Raw genomic sequence first — 20,407 nt, forward strand, 5'->3', positions numbered from 1 at the left:
TATATATATGACGTTTATCTTGGGTTTAACAGGCGGAATTGGCAGTGGTAAATCAGCGGCCAGTCGATGGTTTGAAGCCCAAGGCATCACGGTAGTCGATGCCGATATTGTTGCCCGTGAAATTGTTGAAAAGGGGCAACCCGCTTTACAACAGATTCATGCTGCTTTCGGTGATTGGGTTTTGTTAGACAATGGCGAGCTGAATCGCCGGGCTTTACGTGAACACATCTTTAAAGATCCCGATGCACGTAAAACTTTAGAAAGCATTACCCACCCGGCGATTCGAGAGTCCATTATTCAACAGCTGCAGGCTGCGACCAGCCCCTATGTGATTCTAGTTTCCCCCCTATTGTTTGAAACCAACCAACATGAACTGACCGATCACACCCTGCTGATTGATGCATCGATTGACTTGCAGATTCAGCGGGCTGCCATGCGTGATCATCAGTCCATTGAACAAATTGAAAAAATTATTCAGTCACAGATGCCACGTGAACAAAAACGTCGTTTGGCGGATGATATTGTGCTGAATGATGGTCATCTTGATCATCTCTACAGTCATTTACAACCGCTACATGAAACTTATTTAAAACGTTAAAATTAAAAAAGCAGTCCTTTAAGACTGCTTTTTTTGTTGCTCAATTCGCTGCTTCAAACTGTCTTGATGACCAATCCAACGCCACGGCTGCAATGCACCGATTGCCATGCCTACCAGGCCACAAATAATTGCTACACTTAAAGGCTCATCCAAAAGTGGCACGGCCAGAATTGCTGCCATAAACGGTGCCAAAGTGACGATACTTCCTGCCTTGAATGCCCCTAAACGTTTAATCGCTTCCACGTAGGTCAAGGTAGCGACAATCACCACAAAGATCCCGTGAAAAACCACCTGTAACAGTAAATGCATAGGTTCAGGTACAGTTAAATTTTTCGGTAACAACAGCAGATAAATTGGTACATAAACAATTGCCGACCAGATAGCAACGCCTGCCATGGAATGCCAGGCGGAGAGCTGCCATTGCCGTAATAGCACGGTAAAAATGCCCCACCAGATCGCACTCAAGAAAAATAGCATGTCGCCAAAACCAAAGGCCACTCCGGTTTCCTGATACATCAAGAAGCTCATGGCAGTGATCGCGCTCAGCATAATCACCAAGCTAATCCAGATGTGTTTATCTAAAGGCTGTTTAAATAATACAAGCCCAGCGACTGCGGTACACAGCGGAAGACAACCATTCAGGAAAATGGCGGCATGCGCTGCGGGCACATAATGAAATGCCGTATAGGAGGTTAAGCAATACGCTACCCCACCGATCATCGCCAACAGGAAAGGCTCTTTTTTCCATAAAAAAGCAGTATCTTTTTTATAGAGCAAAATAGGCATTAAAATACAGAAAGCCAGCGCAAAACGTAGTGCTGTGATATCCCAAGCACTAATTCCCCACTGGGCATTCAGGCGGGAAGTAATGGTAAATCCCCCCCAAATACACATGGTAATGGCGACATAAAGATAACCTTGAGACCGGGGAGACATAGCAAACAACTTTTAAATTTGAAAGAAAAAAATTACACGTTACGTTGACGGCAAGCTTCATACAGTGCCATCCCTGTGGCAACACTGACATTTAAACTCTGCAAGTTTCCTGCCATTGGAATATAGACCGTCTGATCACATTGCGACTGGGTAATCGGACGTAGACCGGTATCTTCAGCACCCATGACTATACATACGGCTGTACCGGTAAAATCAAACTTATCCACTGGTAAGGCTTTTTCATCCAGCATGGTTCCGACTACACGTACATTAAATTCATCTTTGATATTACCCAGAGTACGCGCCAGATTGGTCACCTGAATAAACTTCACCTTTTCTGCGCCACCTGCAGCCACTTTACGTGCTGTTGGCGTTAGGCTTGCAGAACGATCACGTGAAACCACTACCGCTTCCACACCCATGGCAGCCGCTGTACGAATACATGCGCCCAAATTGTGCGGATCGGTGACCTGATCCAGTGCCAGCAACAGCGCTTGAGGATTTTGTTTTAGCACTGCATCCAGATCCTGTTCATTCAAGACCGGATGTGGACGTACTGCTGCCACTACGCCCTGATGAAAAGGCTGACCTGCCAGTTTTTCCAGCTTGTCGCGACTGGCTTGCTGTACACTGATGCCGAAAGGTTCAGCCAGAGCCAGCACATTTTTCAAACGCTGGTCATCACGACCTTTTAAGGTAAATAAAGTCAGTACGCGCTCAGGCTCGAGTTCCAATAATGACTCCACCGAGTGAACGCCATAATAATATTCTGGTTTTGCCATGAACGGCCTCTAAAATTTATGCTGATAATACAAAAAAGAAAAATCCTGCAAAGCAGGCTTTACAGGATTGATGCTTGAATCTAGTTTAACCGATTCAAGTTAAAAATTCTTTGTCTTCTCTAGAACGAATGCTTAGCCTTCGAAATGACAGACATAATCGAGCACGTCATCGGTCTCGATTTTAAAACGGCTATTGCCTGGTACATAAAAAGATTGACCGGCACGGAACAATTCACTTTCGATTTTGTCGCCAATTTGTACACGACACTCACCTGAAATAATTTCCATACGTTCAGGCACATGCGTTTGAAAGGTCAATGCCTGTTCTGTTGGCAAAATCACCCCTAAGGTTTTTTTGGTGCCATCTTCAAACTGTACGGTATGACTGATACACAATCCATCGAAATAAACATTCGACTTTTTGACAACCGAAACGTGATCAAACTGATTTGACATGCGTATTCTCCAGATAATGCGCATTTATAATTTTTGCTCGAGCTAGTTTAAAGCTGAGCATTAAACTAATCAATCGCTGTTTCATCCCGCTAAATCAATATTTTTCAAATTTTTACAAATATTTTTTAGGCTGAAGAAGAAAACGAACGAGCCGTGCACGAACATCTTCAATAATGAAATTATATGCACAAATTGCGACTGATGTTTCCCCGACCAAAGGTGAATAGCATTCTTTACTCTGATTCATTCTTTAAAGTAGCTGCATTACTCTGGCTCCAATCTGGTTCAGGTTTTGCAAGGCTGAATCAAGCTATGAATGAGATTTTTGATCTTTTTATAAAAACAGGTTTAAGTGATCGATGGAAAATTTTTATCAGCTATTTTCAACTGCAAGTTTCATTTTCTTTGCCCAGATAAGGTAAGATATTGATGTTTTAAATCCTTTTAAAATAAAAGCTGTCTTGTGACCAAAACAAAATTTCACTATCTTAGATTAAAACTTTTCGCAGCTTGGATGCGTTTATGCTGACACATTTAACTCTGATCAATTTTGCTTTAGCCGATCATTTAGCCATTGATATTGAACAAGGTTTCAATGTCCTGACAGGCGAAACCGGAGCGGGTAAATCATTATTACTGGATGCCCTGTCTGCTTGCCTAGGCGAACGTACCGATACCAATTACGTGCGTTTTGGCTCGGATAAAGCCGATGTGACCGCTATTTTTAGTTATCAGGAACAGAGCCCTGAAGCCCAATGGCTAAAAGCACATGAGTTGGATGATGAATCAGGTGAAATTCATTTAAGACGGGTGATTTTTGCCACGGGTCGTAGTAAAGCCTGGATTAATGGTCGTCCAAGCAGCCTGTCTGAACTGAAAGAGATTGGCCGTTTATTGGTACAACTGTATAGTCAGCACAGCCAGCAACAACTGTTAGAACCGCCCTATCCCAAGCACTGGCTGGATCGTTACAGCAACTTTTATCAACCTGCGCAAGATGTGCGTAATGCCTATAGCACCTGGCAAAAAGATATTCGCCAGCATCAGGCGGCTTTAGATGCTCAGGCCACCCGTAAACAGCGCATTGAAACGCTAGAGTTACAACTGGAAGAACTCGAAGAGCTTAGCCAGATTGACTATAAAGAGATTGAACAGGAATTTGACCGTTTAAGCCATCATGAACATATCATGCTGGACTGCAGTTATAGCTTGAATGTGCTGGATGAAGCGGAACAAAATCTGACCCAGGAACTGGCTTCAATTATTCGCCGCCTGGAATCACATGCCGGTCGTAGTGAACAACTTTCCGAAATCTATAATTCACTGATCAATGCACAAAGTGAAATAGATGATGCAACGGCAAATTTGCGCCAGTTTATCGATCGTCAAAGTTTCGATCCTGAACGCATGGAAGAGTTGAACTCGCAACTGGAGATCTTCCATCGTCTCGCGCGAAAATACCGCACTCAACCAGAAACCTTGAAAGAAGAATATCAGGCCTGGCAAGCTGAACTTGAGCAACTGCATCAGCTGGAAGACCCGGAAACCCTGGCTGAACAAGTCGAGTTATCACATCAGGAATTTTTAGCCAAAGCCCAATATCTGGATGAAATTCGCCGTGAAGCTGCGGTGCCTTTGGCGAAACAATTAACTGAACAGGTCAAACAGCTGGCTTTGCCGGAAGCCTATTTTGAATTCAAATTCGAACCTTTGGAACAGGCAGGCGCTGAAGGTCTTAGCTTTATTCAACTGCTGTTTACTGCGAACAAGGGTATACCAGCACAGCCTTTGGCACGCGTGGCCTCCGGAGGTGAGTTGTCGCGTATTGCCCTGGTCATGCAAGTGATGAATGCGGAAAAAACCGAATCGGAAGTGCTGGTTTTCGATGAAATTGATGTCGGGATTAGCGGTGGAACAGCAGAAATGGTCGGCCGTTTACTGGCAGATTTGGCCCAGCATGTACAGATTTTATGTATTACCCATCAAGCCCAAGTGGCAGCACAGTCCGATCATCATTTACTGGTGAAAAAACTCCAGACCGATCCGGCCAGCAGTACCATTATCAATCTTGCAGAAGAACAGCGCATTGATGAACTGGCACGTATGACTGGTGGAGTCGAAATTAATGACACCACACTGCAACATGCCAAGCAGTTACGTCAACTTAAGTTTCAACAGGTATAAATTTGAGGTTTAAATCACAAAAAATGATTGGCGAAACCCAATTAGTTTAGTAACTTGGTCATAAGCGCTTTGTTAATTTAATCAGTTTTTGATTTTAAGGGGGAATGGCTTAGATGACTAAACAATATCTGACACATCGCTGTCTCATTGCACCTCCTGATTTGGGCGATGATTTTTTTGCCAATACCGTTATTTATCTGGCACGCCATGATGAAGATGGTGCTCAAGGCATTATCATCAATCGTCCATCCGGTCTTTCAATCAAGGAATTGTTGAATGACCTGGAAATTGAAGCAGATAACGTCAATCCCCATGCAGTCTTGCAAGGCGGACCCTTACGTCCCGAAGCCGGTTTTGTACTGCATACCGGTCAGCCGACCTGGCATTCATCCATTGCTGTGGGTGAAAATGTCTGTATCACCACCTCGAAAGATATCTTGGATGCTATCGCCCACAATGAAGGCGTTGGACGCTACCAAATTGCCTTGGGCTATGCCAGCTGGGGTAAAAATCAACTGGAAGCAGAAATTTCCCGTGGTGACTGGCTAATCTGTGATTCAGATATGGATTTAATATTTAACTTACCTTATGACGACCGCTGGGATGCTGCCTATAAAAAAATGGGCCTAGACCGCACCTGGCTATCATCTGAGATTGGACATGCCTGATTTATCACAACCTCACATGATCATGGCCTTTGATTTCGGTACCCAGAAAATGGGCATGGCGGTGGGCCAATCGCTGATTGAAAGTGCCAATCCGCTTGCCTTGTTTCCGATGAAAGACGGCATTCCGAACTGGGATGCTTTACTGAAAATTGTCAAACAGTATCAGCCTACTCTATTTTTAGTGGGCTTGCCCCTGAATATGGATGATAGCGAATCTGAACTTTCAGCCCGTTCGCGTAAATTTGCCCGGCGTCTGCGCCATCAAACCAATATTGAAACCTTGATGGTCGATGAACGCCTGACCACCCGTGAAGCACGTGATGAACTGGATCATTATCAAGCTCAGGGGCGTGGCAAAAAATTAGCTGCGGACAGCATCGCGGCAGCCTTATTCATCGAGAGCTGGTATCGAAATCCTGAAGGTATCGCACCGTAAAGATAAAAAACATCTTTTAGAATAATGCCAGTCCGTTCAATAATTTACTGGCATTATTCTTATAAATTCAGCATTTTGTTTGATACACGGAAACGTCATCCGCAATTGTTTGAGGCATGAGGTGCATTGCACCGCAAGATTAAAAAAGTGGTTGTTTCTGCGATACATTCTTTAGTTGATGGTAATGGACGAGTTTTGCGGATGACAAATGGTTTTGGTTACTTTTGCCAAAACAAAAGTAACATACGAGCTGCAAAAATTTAATTTAAGGCAGTAAGACTCTGTCATGAACCACTTAATTAAGGAGTTGTTATCAACTCCTTAGATCAGCATTAATCTCTCGTATGCTTTTTTTGAAATGAACAAGGCTAAATTTATGGCTGATCTTTTTTCAGAATATGTACGGTCGCAGTACGTCCTGCCACAAAAGCCAGCTGATTCTTAGGCAGCTCATCTATCACAATTTTAACCGGAACACGCTGTGCCAGCCGTACCCAGCTAAAGGTGGGATTCACATTGGCAAGCAAACCCGTAGTAGATGTACGTTCGCGGTCTTCAATCCCGGAAGCAATGCCCTGCACATGGCCTTTGAGTTTTTGCGCATCGCCCATCAACTGAATGGTTGCCGGAGCACCAACATAAATCTTGTCGAGTTTGGTTTCCTCAAAATAACCCACGACATAGAGCTGCTGACGATTTAACAGTGCAGCCACTGCCTGCCCCACTTTGACATAATTACCTTCCCGCAATTCAAAATTGGATAAGGTACCATCAGTCGGCGCCACCACTTCAGATCGGTTTAAATTCAGTTCTGATAAGTGCAGATTACTATTCGCCACTTCAATCAAGGCTTTTTGCTGCACAATATTGGCTTTAGCCTGTTCAATTGCAGCCAGCATTTGCTCATGTTCGGCATGCGACTGATCACGCGCTGCAAAGATCTGGTCCTGTTCCTGTTTCGAAATCGCTCCCTCCATCAGGTTGGCATAGCGGATGGCATTTTTATCTGCCAACTTGATATTGGCCTGAGATTTCACCAGATTGGCTTTGGTCTGAGCCAGTTCGGCCTCGGCGGCAGCCAAACTGGCTTTGGCTTTAGACAAATCCGATTTGGCCTGTTCCACATCCAGGGTTTGACGGGCCACATCAATCTTAAACAACACCTGCCCTTTTTTCACGGTCTGGTTATCCTGCACCAAAACGTCAGTCACCAAGCCAGAAACATCGGAAGACACCTGAATCACATCGCCCCGTACACGACCATCACGGGTCCAGGGCTCAGAATTGTAATAATCCCAAATGTGTTTTACCGCCAAAATTGCCACGACCGCGACTAAAATAAATAGTACCGGTCGGACGACTTTACGCAAGTCTAAGGATGTCATGGAAAAACCTCATTCATTTCAAAAGATAGCTGCTTAGCCCAAGCAGACGATAAAACCCCAATGCACCAGCCACAGCAACACCAGATAAATACAGAGATAAAAAATATTCGGTAACGCAATCCAGCCCTGCTCCACAAAACGGTCAAGCACATGCATCAACAGACGCAGAAGAACATAAGCCAGCACCGCCTGAATCAGCAGAACTGGGACATACACCCCATAGACATTTAACTCACCCATGAACAACTTCTCCAAGTTCAGTGTGGTCTTGAGGCTGTATCGGCTCATGACACAGGCTGCTGCGAATATTGTTTAAAGAAATCTGAATCCGCTGGGGAATTTCCGTCTGCTCCAAATGCTGTGTCTCTTTTTTTAACTGTCTGATTTTTAAAACAACCTGTTGATGAAGATTTGAAATTAACTGCGTTTGTGCATTTTCTTTGGCACGAAAATAGTCATCTAGACTTTGTTGCAGATCTTCCAGACTAGTCAAAATGGCTTGATCAGAAGCAAGTCGATTCATTAGCTCTTGCAATCGTGTCAGGTCAATTACCGCGCTGGTTTCCACCAAAGCCAGATTAATCTGGAGCTTTAATTTTTCTGACTGAACCATCTTGGTATTTAATATTCCAATCCGGTCTAACATGCTGCGCAAATGGGTCCGAAATTGCACACCGTAAGGAAGATATAAGGCTTGACGAATCGACTTGTAATGCAGCGACAAAATCCGCTGTACCGTGATTTCAGGAGACATCGCCCGAACCAGATGAATGATATAAATTGAAATGATCGGTCCCAGCACAGAACCGATGGTGGCATCAAAGAAAAAAACCTGATCCAGCGCGTAATGGTTTTGCAAGTTCAAGCCCATGATGGTTCCCATCAATAAGGGCAAGGCAATCCCGGTGAGTGGCGGATGGGGAAACATCATCAGGCAATAGATCACAAAAGGGGCCAGTACCAGCGCCAATTCCCAAAACGAGGTCACGTGCGGAAAAATGCCATAGGCATAAATAAATACCATTATCCCTGCATAAATATTGCCACGCACAAATAGCTTGAGCGCCGGGACCGGATTATCCATCGCAGTTAAAATACAGGCACTAATCGCTGCCATTTCCGCCATCATAAAACCGGCTTTCCAGCCACTTAAAATCCAGAATCCCGTGGCAATGATCACCACAATAAATGCGGAAATCCCACCCCGTAGCGCAACCCCATGGTCACGGTGTAAAGTCGGATAGGTCGTGCTCAGGGGAGTTACGCTTTCAGGCAATGAAGCATCACCCTGTTGAAGGCGCTGCCAAATCAGCCTGATCGCACGAATATTCTGGATGAAATGGCGAATATCCATTTTCAGGCTAGCCAAAATTACCTGCTGTTCAGCCGGTGCAGTTGCCATTAAATGGGCAAAATCTTGTTCAAAATTTTCAGGTAACTGATTTAATGTCTGCTCCTGAATGTCCTGATCAGCTTTTAAAAATGCCGCACTATGATCGTGGATCACCTGAAGTTGGGTACGGTAACGGCTATCGGCTTGATCCAGTTGCTTAACCCGCTCTGCCATCGCCACCAGATTCGCCACCAGCATGCTCAGTTGATGCAGCATTTCCTGCAGCGGTTTGGTCATCCCCTGCAAGGTCGATTTTTCATAAGATAGGTGCACGGCCATGACATGAATTTCAGCAATATCACGGGCAATCTGACTGAGTGCGATACTGTAATTTCCCAGTTTGGAGGGATCCAGCAAAATCTGGTCAAATAAGATTTTGGTGTCCTTAAAGGACTTAGACACCTTTGAGGCCACGGCTGGACCAATATGCAGCGGAAAAATTGTTGTGGTCACAATGGCACTACAGACCACCCCGACCATAATTTCTAAAAACCGCCCCATTGCCATATCAAACATCGATACCGTGTCGATGTTATAAATAATGTTATAGCTGATAATGACCGTGGTATAACCCGCCAGCATAAATACATAGCTACGCGGGGTCCGGTCAAGCATCGAGATGTATAAGCAAAACCCCACCCATGCGGCCAAAAACAAAGTAAACAGCCACGGCGTATTAATCAGCAGCGGAGTCACTGCAACCGAAACCACTGCTCCGAATAAGGTTCCAAGTGCCCGGTATAAACTTTTCGAAGAAGTCATCCCGGAAAAGGGATTGGCAATCACAAATACCGTGCCGATTGCCCAGATGGGATAAGCCAGGTTCAGCGCAAAGGCCACATACAGGGCAAGCATGCCTGCCAAAAACGTTTTAATCGCAAAAATCCAGTCCATCTTGCTGGGACGAAATGCGAGTACTTGTTTGGTAAGCAGCATGGACGAATCTCAAATTAGGGTTTAGACCTTCTCCCCTAATTTTGTAACGACGACTCCTAGCACGATCCACCCTGAAGATGGATCATGTCAAAATAGACATGTTTAAACATGTCATCAAAGATGAGCGTCATTCAAAATGAATGGAGAAGATTGCACAGCATTTATGCATGTGAAATAGAACAATAAAACAGCTAACCGAATTAGGTTAAAAATTCATCATTGGATATTTATTTGTTTTATTCTTTCAAAAAGACCCTATAAAGTCAATAATAATATCTTATTGTGATAATTAATCTAAAAAAACAAGATATATTACATAACTTATTATTTATTTTCTCATGCTGCATGGAAAATATTTTTGAATGCTGACAAATACGGCATTGTCTCAACAAAAGCCCTGCTCTACCTGATTTTTTGTTATAAAGTAATATTGATTCGTTTCTCTTTTATATGCTTTGACCAAGCAGGTACTTATGGCACTTTCTAGTTTTGGTAAGATTCTCACCGTTTTGGATTTATTTTCGGTGTCTCGCCCTATTATTAATGTGGACATTATTAGTGAGGAATTAGGACTCTCTAAGCCCACAAGTTACCGTTATTTAAAAGAATTGGTTTCGGCAGAATTGTTGCAGCGCCTCAGTGGAACTTCAGGTGACTATACGCTCGGCTCGAAAATTGCCGTACTGGATTATATTTCCCGCACTACCGACCCGTTGGTACAAATCAGCATTCCATTTATGCAGCAGATTGTAGAGCGTACTGAATTCGGCTGTCTGCTTACGCATTTAAATTACGATTCATGTATCGATATTCATCACGAACTGTATAAAGACTTGACCACGCTGATTTATGGTCGTGGTTGTCCTCGACCGATTTATAAAGGCTCTTCTGCCAAGGTGATTCTGGCTCATCTGCCGAAACAGCGGATCATAGATTACTACCAGCGCTTTGCCAGCGAACTGTCTGAAGTTGGATTTGCCCATAGTGAAGAAGAGTTCATACAGCAAATGAAGCAGATTAAAAAGCAAGGCTATTACTTTTCTAATGGAGAAGTTGATCCGAATTTCGCCACTCTTTCTATTCCAGTGAAGTTTTCCAGCAAAGAACCGCCTTTGGCTTTGACCTTATTGGCCTCTAGAAACCGCTTTGAATTTACCAATTTCCAAAAGTTAATTGAGATATTACGCGACAATGCCGACTTAATCGAAAAGAAATTTATGACCCTGACCCATCAGTAAGACTAATGGTTAATTTGAGGAATGATTATATTTTTTAATCTAAAATATGTTGAATTTAACAATATATTCTCATAATATGATTATTGTTCTTCAGTATCCATTATTCCATGATAATGAGATGTCATGTTAAAGTGCTCCTCAAACTTAAAAAAAGCTCATCCCCATATGGGCTTTTTTTATGCACTCATGAGGGGTTTTTATGAATGTTCATACGGATAAAAATAACGAAAAGTGAGATTCACCCGCGGCTCAATAATTTTTGTCGATTTTCTTAAGGTATGTTTCCAGTACTGCTGGGTTTGGCCGCGCATCACTATCAATTGGCCACTATGTAATAGCAGATCCACTTTTTCTTGACTGGTTTTATGCTTAAAACTAAATTTCCGTGTTACGCCAAAACTTAATGAAGCTATTACGGTTTCAAAACCGGCTTTAGAAACCAGAGCCGGTTCATCATCACTATGCCAGCCTACAGCTTGATCACCATTTTCATATAAATTGGCAAGGCAGGAATTAAACGAATGTCCGACCAACTTTTCAATCTGCTGCTTTAAACGAAATAATCCGGGTGTCCAGACATGAGCTTGCTTGAATGTGCCGGAGTAATGATATTGGTAATTTTCATCACCGTACCAGGCCACTTTGCGTGCAGTTTTATAGTGTTTTCCATACAACCGCACTTCATCATGTTGCCAGGCCAGATGAGTTAAAAAATACTGTAAATATTGCTCGCTCTGCTGAGGCGTTAAAATCAGGCCATAGTCTTGCACAATGCCGTCACGGGGCAACAGATTGGCTCGGGCTTCCGGCTCAAATAATTCGAAGTTCATGACCGACAATAAATATAAAATTCACTTTATTCTAGCGGAGTATGGCTGTTCACAATTCAAAACATTGTATGCGCTTGTGACATGGACAGATCAGGCTTAGACTCAAATCAAACTTGAAAATAAAAAAATTGCATATGAATTTATGGCACTTGTTTCAAAAACTTCGGCCCTTTGTTCGTCCTTACCGTTTATTGGTGGTTGCTACCCTGCTATTAACCCTGATCGGTTCCTTCACTGCTCAGGTCAACGCACTAACTTTACAATATGCGGTAGATAGCATTAACCGGCTGATTGAATCCGGTTTGGGGCTATCTGAAGGCTGGCATATTCTGATCACCATCTCTGCCATTTTATTGGGTAAAGAAGTGGTGAATGCCTTTGTGCAATTTGGACAAAAATTTTATGGTGAAAAGCTACGCATTTTTGTCTCGCAAGATTTAGCCCAAGGCATCATTGAAAAATTTCTGACCTATCGGCTGGCTTTTTTTAATGAAGACAATAATCAGGCCGGTAAACTGCAAACCCGAATCGACCGCGGGATTGGTTCGCTGACGCGTTTGGTTCAAATCTTTTTTATTGATATTTTACCTTTATTTACCAGCGCGATTGTGGCATTGGGGCTGATGTTTTATGCCAATTTTTATGTCGGTCTGGTGGCGCTGAGTATTGTGCCGATTTATTTCTGGCTGACCTATAAACAGGCACAAAAACTGGGAGGATGGCGGCGTAATTTACGCGATGGGCGCGAGAAAAAAAGCCAGGGTATTCTCAGCATCATTAATTCCATTACCGTGATTAAATCCTTTAACCGTGAATCGATTGAATCCGACAAACAGCTCAAGCTGCAAAAAGAACTGACCAATAATCAGATGCAGACCCGTCAAACCAGTTTTCTATTTGACGGTTTAAAGACCTTTATTGAACAGATTGGCATTGTGCTGATTATCATCCTGACCGCTTATTTTGTACTGGATGGGAAAATGAGTATCGGCATGATCATGTATCACGTGCTGTTATTTAACAACGTCTCTGCCCCGATTCGCTCGCTGCATCGTATATATGATGAAGTCAATGATGCGATGATTTATTCGGAAAGCTTCTTTAGAATTCTGGAAGCCGATCATGAAATTGAGCCCAGTGGAACTCAAAAGCCGGTTATTCAGGGACAGTTTGAACTAAAGAATGTCGAATTTTATTATCCCAATGGTCATCATGCCTTAAAGCAGATCAACATGCTGATTCAGCCCAATAAAATTACCGCCTTGGTCGGATTGTCTGGTGCAGGTAAATCGACCCTGATTAGTTTACTGGATAAATTTTATCAACCGGCATCCGGACAGGTACAACTGGATGGCATTAATCTGGAAAATATTGATACCCAGTATTTACGTGATCATATTGGGCTGGTGTTGCAGAAAAATCATATTTTCCAGGGTTCAATTTTTGACAATATCCGTTATGGTAAAACTGATGCCAGTCTGGAAGAGGTCGTCGAGTCAGCTAAAAAAGCCTCCATTCATGAGCAGATTTTACAGCTGCCTGAAGGCTATGATACCGATGCCCTAATGCTTTCTGGTGGCCAGCAGCAACGGATTGCCATTGCCCGCATGTTCCTGAAAAATCCACCGATTATTTTTCTGGATGAACCGACTGCCAGTCTGGATGCAATTGCCTCAGAGCAGATCAAACACAGTCTGGATCAAATCAAACAAGGACGAACCGTGATTATTATTTCGCACAGTTTGTCGCAAATTATTGATGCCGATTATACCTATGTGATGAAAGAAGGTCGTATTGCTGAACACGGCGAACATGATGCGCTCTACCATCAGGACGGCGTCTATAAAGAAATTTTTGATGCTATGGCGAAAAGCCTGAATATTGAAAAGATTGCCAGAACCTTTGAAGAGGATGCTGAGGAAGAAACGCATAGCTGATTATGTTATGAATATTTTTATAACAGCGTGCTCTCATGATTCATTCCATAATCGAAACTCGTTTATTACTTTTCATGAGCACAGCAATATATGCTTTTCGCTAAGTTGCACGCTTGAACCCTTATTGATGGCCTGACCGTGAATGCATGGGCAATAAAAAACCCATCATTGAGATGGGCTTTTTGAGACTGTTTCGCTTAACGCTGAACTTTTTGTTCAATCTCTTCGACACTGGTATGGCGTACATCCAGACCTTTGACCATATAGATTACCTGTTCAGAAATATTACGGGCATGGTCGCCAATCCGCTCCAGAGAACGCAGCACCCACATCACATTAATGACGCGGGAAATATGCCGCGGATCTTCAATCATATAAGTCATTAAGGTACGTGTCGCAGACTGGTATTCCCGGTCAATATCGGCATCAGCAAGCAGCACCCGTAAAGCCTGATCGACATCCAGACGCGCAAAGGCATCCAGGGCCTCATGAATCATCACCCGAACCTGATTGCCAATATGACGGGTTTCCATATAACCCCGCGGAGAACTGCCCTCTTCACATAAATTTTGTGCAATACGGGCAATCTTTGCAGCTTCATCGCCAATACGTTCCAGGTCAGTATTGGCCTTGGACATGGCAATCACCATACGTAAATCAATCGCAGCAGGATGACGACGCGCCAGAATCAGGGTTAAGGCTTCATCAATCTCGGTTTCCAGACGATTAACCACATTATCCTGAAATTGCACATCAATCGCTAAAGTGGCATCGGTATCTAACAAGGCATGAATACTATTGGCAACCTGCTGTTCTACCAGCCCCCCCATAGTCATGAACTTGGTATTTACATCTTGCAAATCTTCATTAAATTGCGAAGAAATATGATGATTTAACACCGGATTATTTGGCAAGGTACATACTCCACAACAGCGATTTTAAAATGAATGATCGTGTTCAATATTAAAACATATCTAATGTGAAGTTTTCATGACAAAAACCGCAGATTAGCTGGCTGGCTTGAATGACTTATCAATTAACCAGGCATTCATTTCTTCCAGGTCTTTTTCAGTCAATTTACCGACCGATGCTTTTAAACGCAGCACATTAATCAAATAATCGTATTTTGCATTTAAATAATCCTGTTTGGCAGAAAAAGCATTACGCTGCGCCAGCAGTACATCGACCATGGTTTTCAAGCCTTCCTGATATTGTGCTCTAGAAGCCTGAGAAACCACTTCCGAAGAATCCATGGCGGCTTTTCGTGCCTGTAGTTTGGCTTGATCAGTTTCGACCTGCATATAAGATTTTTTAACATCAGTATTGGCTTTGCGAATCACGGCATCGAGCTGAGTTTCGCTTTTTTTCACATTCACTTCAGCTTTTTGAATAGACTTTTGCGTTCTGCCCCCAGTATAAACATTCCAGTTCATCTCTACGCCAACCTGATCAAACTGGCCATCACTGGAAACCACATTTTGCGGGGTCTGTTTAATATAGCCATAGGTACCGACCGCCTCAATTTGCGGATATAAGGCGGCTTTTTCTACCCGTTTCTGGTCTTCTGCATAATGCTGCTGGATACGCGCCTGCTGAACCGAAAGATTTTGGCTCAGTGCCAGCGCTGTCCAAGCATCCAGATCGGCCGGATAAGGTTTCTGGAATTGGAAGTCATCTCGGAGTACTGCCAGACTCTCTTGATAGGGCCCGATTAACTGGGACAGCTGTTCCTGTGCCAAAACCAGTTGTACATGCGTGGCAATCCGGTTGGCCCGGGCACTTTCATATTGTGCATTGGCCTCACTGACATCACTTTTTGCCACCAAGCCTTCTTTCAATTTGGCATTCATGACATTAAGCTGTTCGAACAGTGCTTTTTCTTCTTGTAGATTGGCTACGGTTAAACTCTGCTGACGCAACACATTAAAATAACTTTCAGAGACATTTAAAATGTGTTCTTGGCGCTGTAATTGTAAAGTGATTTCACTCAAACTAACGGAAGTTTTGACCTGCTTTAAACCTTCCCAAGCATCCCAACGGAATATCGGCTGGCGTGCAGTAATGGCAATTTGTCGAGTTGTGGACGATGAAGACGTAAATGCATCTGAAGGAAAACCTGGAATACTGGTGTCACTGGTCTGCTGGCTTTTACGTGCCACATTTCCAGAAATAGTCACTGTTGGCAGTAAATTTCCTTTGGCAATACCTAAATTGAGTTGATCTGCTTCATATTGTAGAAGATTGGCCTGCCAATTCGGATCGCTGTTTTTTGCCCGTTGATAGGCTTCCACCAAATCCAAAGCATGACTCCATGGGCTAAACAGCAACACACATGCACTAATGACTATTTTAATATCCATTTTTTATAGTAAATCCTTACTAGCGACCATCCATAGACACGCATATTTATAATAAAAGCTATGCAATATTAAAATGATCTTTTCAATTTTCCGTATGATTTTTATTAATTTTTACAATATGTACCGGTGTTATCCATTTGTCTCCATAATTATTTGTCGATAATCACAGCGCGTAACCAAAACTCTTCATAATACTACACAGACAAAGACTTTTTCAGTTATAAAATATCGATATACCCGACAAATCATTGCCGCATGTACCCGATATAGAATGACTGTGCCTTTAAAAACGAAATTTTCTGTTAAGCAATGCTTTCCCTTTTTTATTTTTATGCTTCTGCTCGGGTGTCAAAAACCCGAGCCTCAACCTATCCCAGAACAGGTACAAAAACAATCAGAACAAGATGAAACGGTAGATTTATCGTTATTATGCAAAAATCTTGAAAAAAACATGCTGGCCATTAATGCGGAACGCACTACTTTTGCTCTGGAACAGATCAATCAGGATTTAAAATTATGCTTGCCTCTGTCTACCTTTGCAGAACAGCAGCATTTATTAAAACTGTCCAATCAAATGTATAACAACTTCCTCAGCGTGGACAGAACTGCGCTGCAACAACTCGCTTTCGAAGAGTACGCTTTTGATTTGTCCCAGCATCCGACCATTCAACAGAACCATTTTGAACAACTGAATTTACGTGATCAATATTTATTAAAACATAAAGGGCAGGCGTATATAGAGATGTATGATACTGGCAATGGTCAGGTCAATTATCGCCGTAGCCCTGAATATTTAGCCAGAATTTTTGCGCCTTATATGCCAAAAGCCGAACAGGTCTTTATCGAAAATCTGGCTACCCAAAATATGCAGCCGGTATTTTCAGACCAAATCCTGATTATTGAACCGTATGAGATTTCGGCTCGAGCCTTATTTTGGGAAGAGTATTTAAATCAATACCCGAAGAGCAGCTATCGCAAGGATGCTGAGTATCTTTTACAGATGTATACCCTGTTTTTATTTAAAGGCATGAATGATTCGCCTGTCTCGGATACTTACCTGGATAAATATGCCATCCAAAGTAGCTCGCTGGATGAAATTGAAAAATTAGCCCAGGTCAAAAATTCACATTTAGCCTTTCAAGCGAACAAATTTCTGCAATTTCTGCAATTATCTGAGCAGCAGCGCTTAAAAGAAATTCCAGTCCAGTTAAGCCCTAAAGAACAACAGTCGATGTCTGAAAAGCAGCTGGCACTCAAACAGTTAGATGAATATTTAGGTCTACAAAATTTAAGTCTTTCTAACCCGCGCGACTGTTTTAGTGATGCGGTTTGTCTTTAAGCCATTGCTTTCTATGCAGAATCAATAAAACCACTCAAAAGCGATATTTTATGTGAATGTTTTTTAGCAGTTTGGCGTGTTAATATTGCCGCATAGCTTGACGGAGCGCGAGTAACAACTCGCTGAGATCACCTAAATTCTATATGCAGATATAGCATTTGATGGTGAGTACCGTTGAACCTGATCAGGTTAAGACCTGCGTAGGAATCAAGCCATCAGAAAACCTAAGCCTATAATTTATTCGTGTGGATTTTTACAATAAATTTACCCGGATAAAACAGCCACGTTTTTGGTCGTGCTTGATTCGTTGATGTCATTTCACAAGGATCATTGCAATGCACCAATTAACGAACTCTGCAACAGATATGTCTGCTCAACATGAGCAAGATGCCAGAGATCTCACCCGAATTTTACCCGCTTCCAGAAAAGTCTATGTCCAGGGTTCGCGTAGCGACATTCAAGTGCCTATGCGCGAAATTTCCCTGACTGAGACCCCAACCGGTTTAGGCGGCGAATACAATCCTGCGATTATGGTCTATGACACTTCAGGGGTATATACCGACCCAAACGTTGCCATTGACCTGAATAAAGGCTTGCCCAATGTGCGTGAAGCCTGGATTGAAGAACGTCAGGATACTGAACGTCTTGATACCTTAAGCTCTGCTTTTGGACAGGAACGCCTGAAGGATATTCGCACGGCTGAAATCCGCTTCGCCCATATTCAAAAGCCGCGTCGTGCCAAAGCGGGCAAAAATGTCACCCAGATGCACTATGCCCGTCAGGGCATCATTACCTCGGAAATGGAATATATCGCCATTCGTGAAAACCAGCGCCAGCAGGAAGGTGTCGATGTACGCCAACATGCCGGTCAAAATTTCGGTGCGAAAAACCTGACTGAAATTAGCCCTGAATTTGTGCGTCAGGAAGTGGCTGAAGGTCGTGCCATTATTCCAGCCAATATTAACCATCCTGAAATTGAGCCGATGATTATCGGGCGTAACTTTCTGGTAAAAATCAATGCCAACATCGGTAACTCTGCCCTTGGTTCCAGCATTGATGAAGAAGTCGCGAAAATGACCTGGGCAACCCGCTGGGGTGCCGATACCATTATGGATTTGTCGACCGGCAAGAACATTCATGAAACCCGTGAATGGATTATTCGTAACTCCCCTGTCCCGATTGGTACTGTGCCAATCTATCAAGCACTGGAAAAAGTCGATGGGGTTGCTGAAGATTTAACCTGGGAAATCTTTAAAGACACTCTGATTGAACAGGCGGAACAAGGCGTGGATTATTTTACCATTCATGCCGGCGTGCTTTTAAGATATGTGCCGCTGACTGCCAACCGCTTAACCGGAATTGTTTCACGTGGCGGTTCTATCATGGCGCAGTGGTGTCTGGCGCATCATCAGGAAAATTTCCTTTATACGCATTTCGATGAGATCTGCGAGATCATGAAAGCCTATGATGTTTCCTTTAGCCTGGGCGATGGTTTGCGTCCCGGCTGTATTCAGGATGCCAATGACGAAGCGCAGTTTAGTGAACTGCGTACTTTGGGTGAACTGACCCATCGTGCCTGGGAACATGATGTACAGGTGATGATTGAAGGACCGGGCCATGTGCCGATGCATATGATCAAGGAAAATATGGATCTGCAACTGGAAGTCTGTAAGGAAGCTCCTTTTTATACTTTGGGGCCGTTAACTACCGATATTGCTCCGGGTTATGACCATATTACCTCGGCAATTGGCGCTGCCATGATTGGCTGGTACGGTACCGCCATGCTGTGCTATGTCACACCGAAAGAGCATTTGGGCTTACCCAACAAGAAAGATGTCAAAGACGGTATCATCACCTATAAAATTGCTGCCCACGCAGCAGATTTGGCCAAGGGACATCCAGGTTCTCAAGTACGTGACAATGCCTTATCCAAAGCACGTTTTGAATTCCGCTGGGAAGATCAGTTCAATTTAAGTCTGGACCCAGATACTGCCCGCAGTATGCATGATGAAACCATGCCGAAGGAAGCACATAAATCGGCGCATTTCTGCTCCATGTGTGGTCCTAAATTCTGCTCCATGAAAATCACCCAAAATGTGAGAGATTATGCGAAAAATCAAGGTGTTGCAGAACAAAATCAACAACAGGACACAGAGATTGAAGCCGGTTTGAATGCCATGAAAACCAGCTATCATGAGCATGGTCAAAAATTGTACCACAAGCTGTAATTCTGAAAAAAAAATCTTTTATTTTCATGAAATTCTCAGTTAGGATGAATGTATGATTTTCATCCTGACTGAGCTATATGAATATTATTAAACAAGCGACCTATAATCGCGACCAAGTGCAAGTTCAGTCCCGTGAATATCTTTTTCGTGGCTTCATTCAGGTTGAAAAAGTAAATCTCTGCCATCGTTTATTTAACCAAAGCGAATTCACTCCCGTCATGCAGCGTGAACTGATTCACCGGCCTGAAGCTGCAGGTGTGCTGATTTATAATGATGCCCAGCAAAAATTTGCCCTGATTGAGCAATTCCGTGTCGGTGCGATGGATGATCCAGAGTCCCCCTGGCAACTGGAAGTGATTGCCGGTGTACTCGATGGCGATGAATCGCCGGAAAGCTGTATACGTCGTGAAAGCTTGGAAGAATCAGGCTGTGAGATTGATCAGTTACAGCTTTTATTCAGCTTTTATCCTTCAGCTGGGGCCTGTTCTGAACTGTTCCACCTATATAGTGCCCAAGCACATCTTCCGCAGCAAGGCGGAATCTTTGGCATGCCCGATGAAGGCGAAAATATTCAGCTACATATCCTTGATTATAGTGAAATAACCACTTTACTGGGGAATGGTCGCTTAAAGAATGCGCCTGTCATTATGGCCTTGCAATGGCTGCAACAACATATTAAAACAACAAGGAATGTCTAAGGA

Annotated in this window: 18 protein-coding genes and 1 riboswitch; of the genes, 9 read left to right on the forward strand and 9 right to left on the reverse strand. The window is 43.2% G+C overall.

All coding sequences use genetic code 11. The features are described from left to right. Positions 1-7 precede the first annotated feature (7 nt). Positions 8-598: a dephospho-CoA kinase gene (coaE, locus tag B4C48_RS09180; RefSeq protein ID WP_291355747.1), complete on the forward strand. Its 591-nt coding sequence runs from the start codon at positions 8-10 to the stop codon at positions 596-598. Positions 599-616: 18 nt separating this feature from the next. On the opposite strand, the gene B4C48_RS09185 is transcribed toward coaE, so the two are convergent. From B4C48_RS09185 to B4C48_RS09195, 3 genes are all read right to left on the reverse strand, one after another. Then, the gene (locus B4C48_RS09185; protein ID WP_291355749.1) at positions 617-1,534 is read right to left on the reverse strand and encodes a DMT family transporter; all 918 of its coding nucleotides are present in this window, start codon (positions 1,532-1,534) and stop codon (positions 617-619) included. Between the two features lie 32 nt (positions 1,535-1,566). Then, positions 1,567-2,316 carry a 23S rRNA (guanosine(2251)-2'-O)-methyltransferase RlmB gene (rlmB, locus tag B4C48_RS09190; RefSeq protein ID WP_291355751.1) on the reverse strand — a complete coding sequence of 250 codons (750 nt, stop codon included), beginning with the start codon at positions 2,314-2,316 and terminating at the stop codon, positions 1,567-1,569. Between the two features lie 132 nt (positions 2,317-2,448). Continuing rightward, entirely contained in the window at positions 2,449-2,772 is a 324-nt protein-coding gene (locus B4C48_RS09195; protein ID WP_291355753.1) for a pyrimidine/purine nucleoside phosphorylase, read from the reverse strand. Between the two features lie 522 nt (positions 2,773-3,294). Between B4C48_RS09195 and recN the strand changes: the two genes are divergently transcribed. The 3 genes from recN to ruvX all read left to right on the forward strand — a co-directional run bounded on the left by recN (position 3,295) and on the right by ruvX (position 6,060). Further along, on the forward strand, positions 3,295-4,956 hold the full coding sequence (gene recN / locus B4C48_RS09200) for a DNA repair protein RecN (protein WP_291355755.1): 1,662 nt from the start codon (positions 3,295-3,297) through the stop codon (positions 4,954-4,956). Between the two features lie 113 nt (positions 4,957-5,069). Next, entirely contained in the window at positions 5,070-5,624 is a 555-nt protein-coding gene (locus B4C48_RS09205; protein ID WP_291355757.1) for a YqgE/AlgH family protein, read from the forward strand. Beyond that, complete coding sequence (gene ruvX / locus B4C48_RS09210) at positions 5,617-6,060, forward strand: Holliday junction resolvase RuvX (RefSeq protein WP_291355759.1); 444 nt, start codon at positions 5,617-5,619, stop codon at positions 6,058-6,060. Before B4C48_RS09205 ends, ruvX begins: the two co-directional genes overlap by 8 nt. Before the next feature lie 374 nt (positions 6,061-6,434). On the opposite strand, the gene B4C48_RS09215 is transcribed toward ruvX, so the two are convergent. The 3 genes from B4C48_RS09215 to B4C48_RS09225 are packed head-to-tail and all read right to left on the reverse strand — an operon-like array spanning position 6,435 to position 9,774. Next, positions 6,435-7,445, reverse strand: coding sequence for an HlyD family secretion protein (locus tag B4C48_RS09215; protein WP_291355761.1), 1,011 nt, complete (start codon positions 7,443-7,445; stop codon positions 6,435-6,437). 33 nt (positions 7,446-7,478) lie between these two features. Beyond that, positions 7,479-7,685: a DUF1656 domain-containing protein gene (locus B4C48_RS09220; protein ID WP_291355762.1), complete on the reverse strand. Its 207-nt coding sequence runs from the start codon at positions 7,683-7,685 to the stop codon at positions 7,479-7,481. Continuing rightward, positions 7,678-9,774, reverse strand: coding sequence for an FUSC family protein (locus tag B4C48_RS09225; RefSeq protein ID WP_291355765.1), 2,097 nt, complete (start codon positions 9,772-9,774; stop codon positions 7,678-7,680). The genes B4C48_RS09220 and B4C48_RS09225 overlap by 8 nt, the downstream gene beginning before the upstream one ends. Positions 9,775-10,247: 473 nt before the next feature. Between B4C48_RS09225 and B4C48_RS09230 the strand changes: the two genes are divergently transcribed. After that, positions 10,248-11,012, forward strand: a complete 765-nt coding sequence (locus B4C48_RS09230) for an IclR family transcriptional regulator (protein ID WP_291355767.1) — start codon at positions 10,248-10,250, stop codon at positions 11,010-11,012. Between the two features lie 197 nt (positions 11,013-11,209). On the opposite strand, the gene B4C48_RS09235 is transcribed toward B4C48_RS09230, so the two are convergent. Then, complete coding sequence (locus B4C48_RS09235; RefSeq protein ID WP_291355769.1) at positions 11,210-11,842, reverse strand: alpha-ketoglutarate-dependent dioxygenase AlkB family protein; 633 nt, start codon at positions 11,840-11,842, stop codon at positions 11,210-11,212. A gap of 134 nt (positions 11,843-11,976) precedes the next feature. Between B4C48_RS09235 and B4C48_RS09240 the strand changes: the two genes are divergently transcribed. Continuing rightward, positions 11,977-13,779: an ABC transporter ATP-binding protein gene (locus tag B4C48_RS09240; protein ID WP_291355771.1), complete on the forward strand. Its 1,803-nt coding sequence runs from the start codon at positions 11,977-11,979 to the stop codon at positions 13,777-13,779. A 197-nt stretch (positions 13,780-13,976) separates the two neighbouring features. On the opposite strand, the gene phoU is transcribed toward B4C48_RS09240, so the two are convergent. Continuing rightward, positions 13,977-14,693 carry a phosphate signaling complex protein PhoU gene (gene phoU / locus B4C48_RS09245; RefSeq protein ID WP_291355773.1) on the reverse strand — a complete coding sequence of 239 codons (717 nt, stop codon included), beginning with the start codon at positions 14,691-14,693 and terminating at the stop codon, positions 13,977-13,979. A 93-nt stretch (positions 14,694-14,786) separates the two neighbouring features. Next, positions 14,787-16,139 (reverse strand): TolC family outer membrane protein, encoded by a 1,353-nt coding sequence (locus tag B4C48_RS09250; protein ID WP_291355775.1) that lies wholly within the window; start codon positions 16,137-16,139, stop codon positions 14,787-14,789. 271 nt (positions 16,140-16,410) lie between these two features. Here B4C48_RS09250 and B4C48_RS09255 point away from each other — a divergent pair, with 271 nt between their 5' ends. The 3 genes from B4C48_RS09255 (at position 16,411) to B4C48_RS09265 (ending at position 20,404) form a co-directional block, all read left to right on the forward strand. Next, positions 16,411-17,478, forward strand: coding sequence for a hypothetical protein (locus B4C48_RS09255; protein WP_409514829.1), 1,068 nt, complete (start codon positions 16,411-16,413; stop codon positions 17,476-17,478). Positions 17,479-17,569: 91 nt separating this feature from the next. After that, positions 17,570-17,702: riboswitch (TPP riboswitch) on the forward strand. 111 nt (positions 17,703-17,813) lie between these two features. Continuing rightward, entirely contained in the window at positions 17,814-19,706 is a 1,893-nt protein-coding gene (gene thiC, locus B4C48_RS09260) for a phosphomethylpyrimidine synthase ThiC (RefSeq protein WP_291355779.1), read from the forward strand. A 77-nt stretch (positions 19,707-19,783) separates the two neighbouring features. After that, complete coding sequence (locus B4C48_RS09265; RefSeq protein WP_291355781.1) at positions 19,784-20,404, forward strand: NUDIX domain-containing protein; 621 nt, start codon at positions 19,784-19,786, stop codon at positions 20,402-20,404. The last annotated feature ends 3 nt before the right edge of the window (positions 20,405-20,407 follow it).

The sequence above is a fragment of the Acinetobacter sp. UBA3106 genome (genome assembly GCA_002365595.1).
In the GTDB taxonomy this organism is placed as follows: Bacteria; Pseudomonadota; Gammaproteobacteria; order Pseudomonadales; family Moraxellaceae; genus Acinetobacter.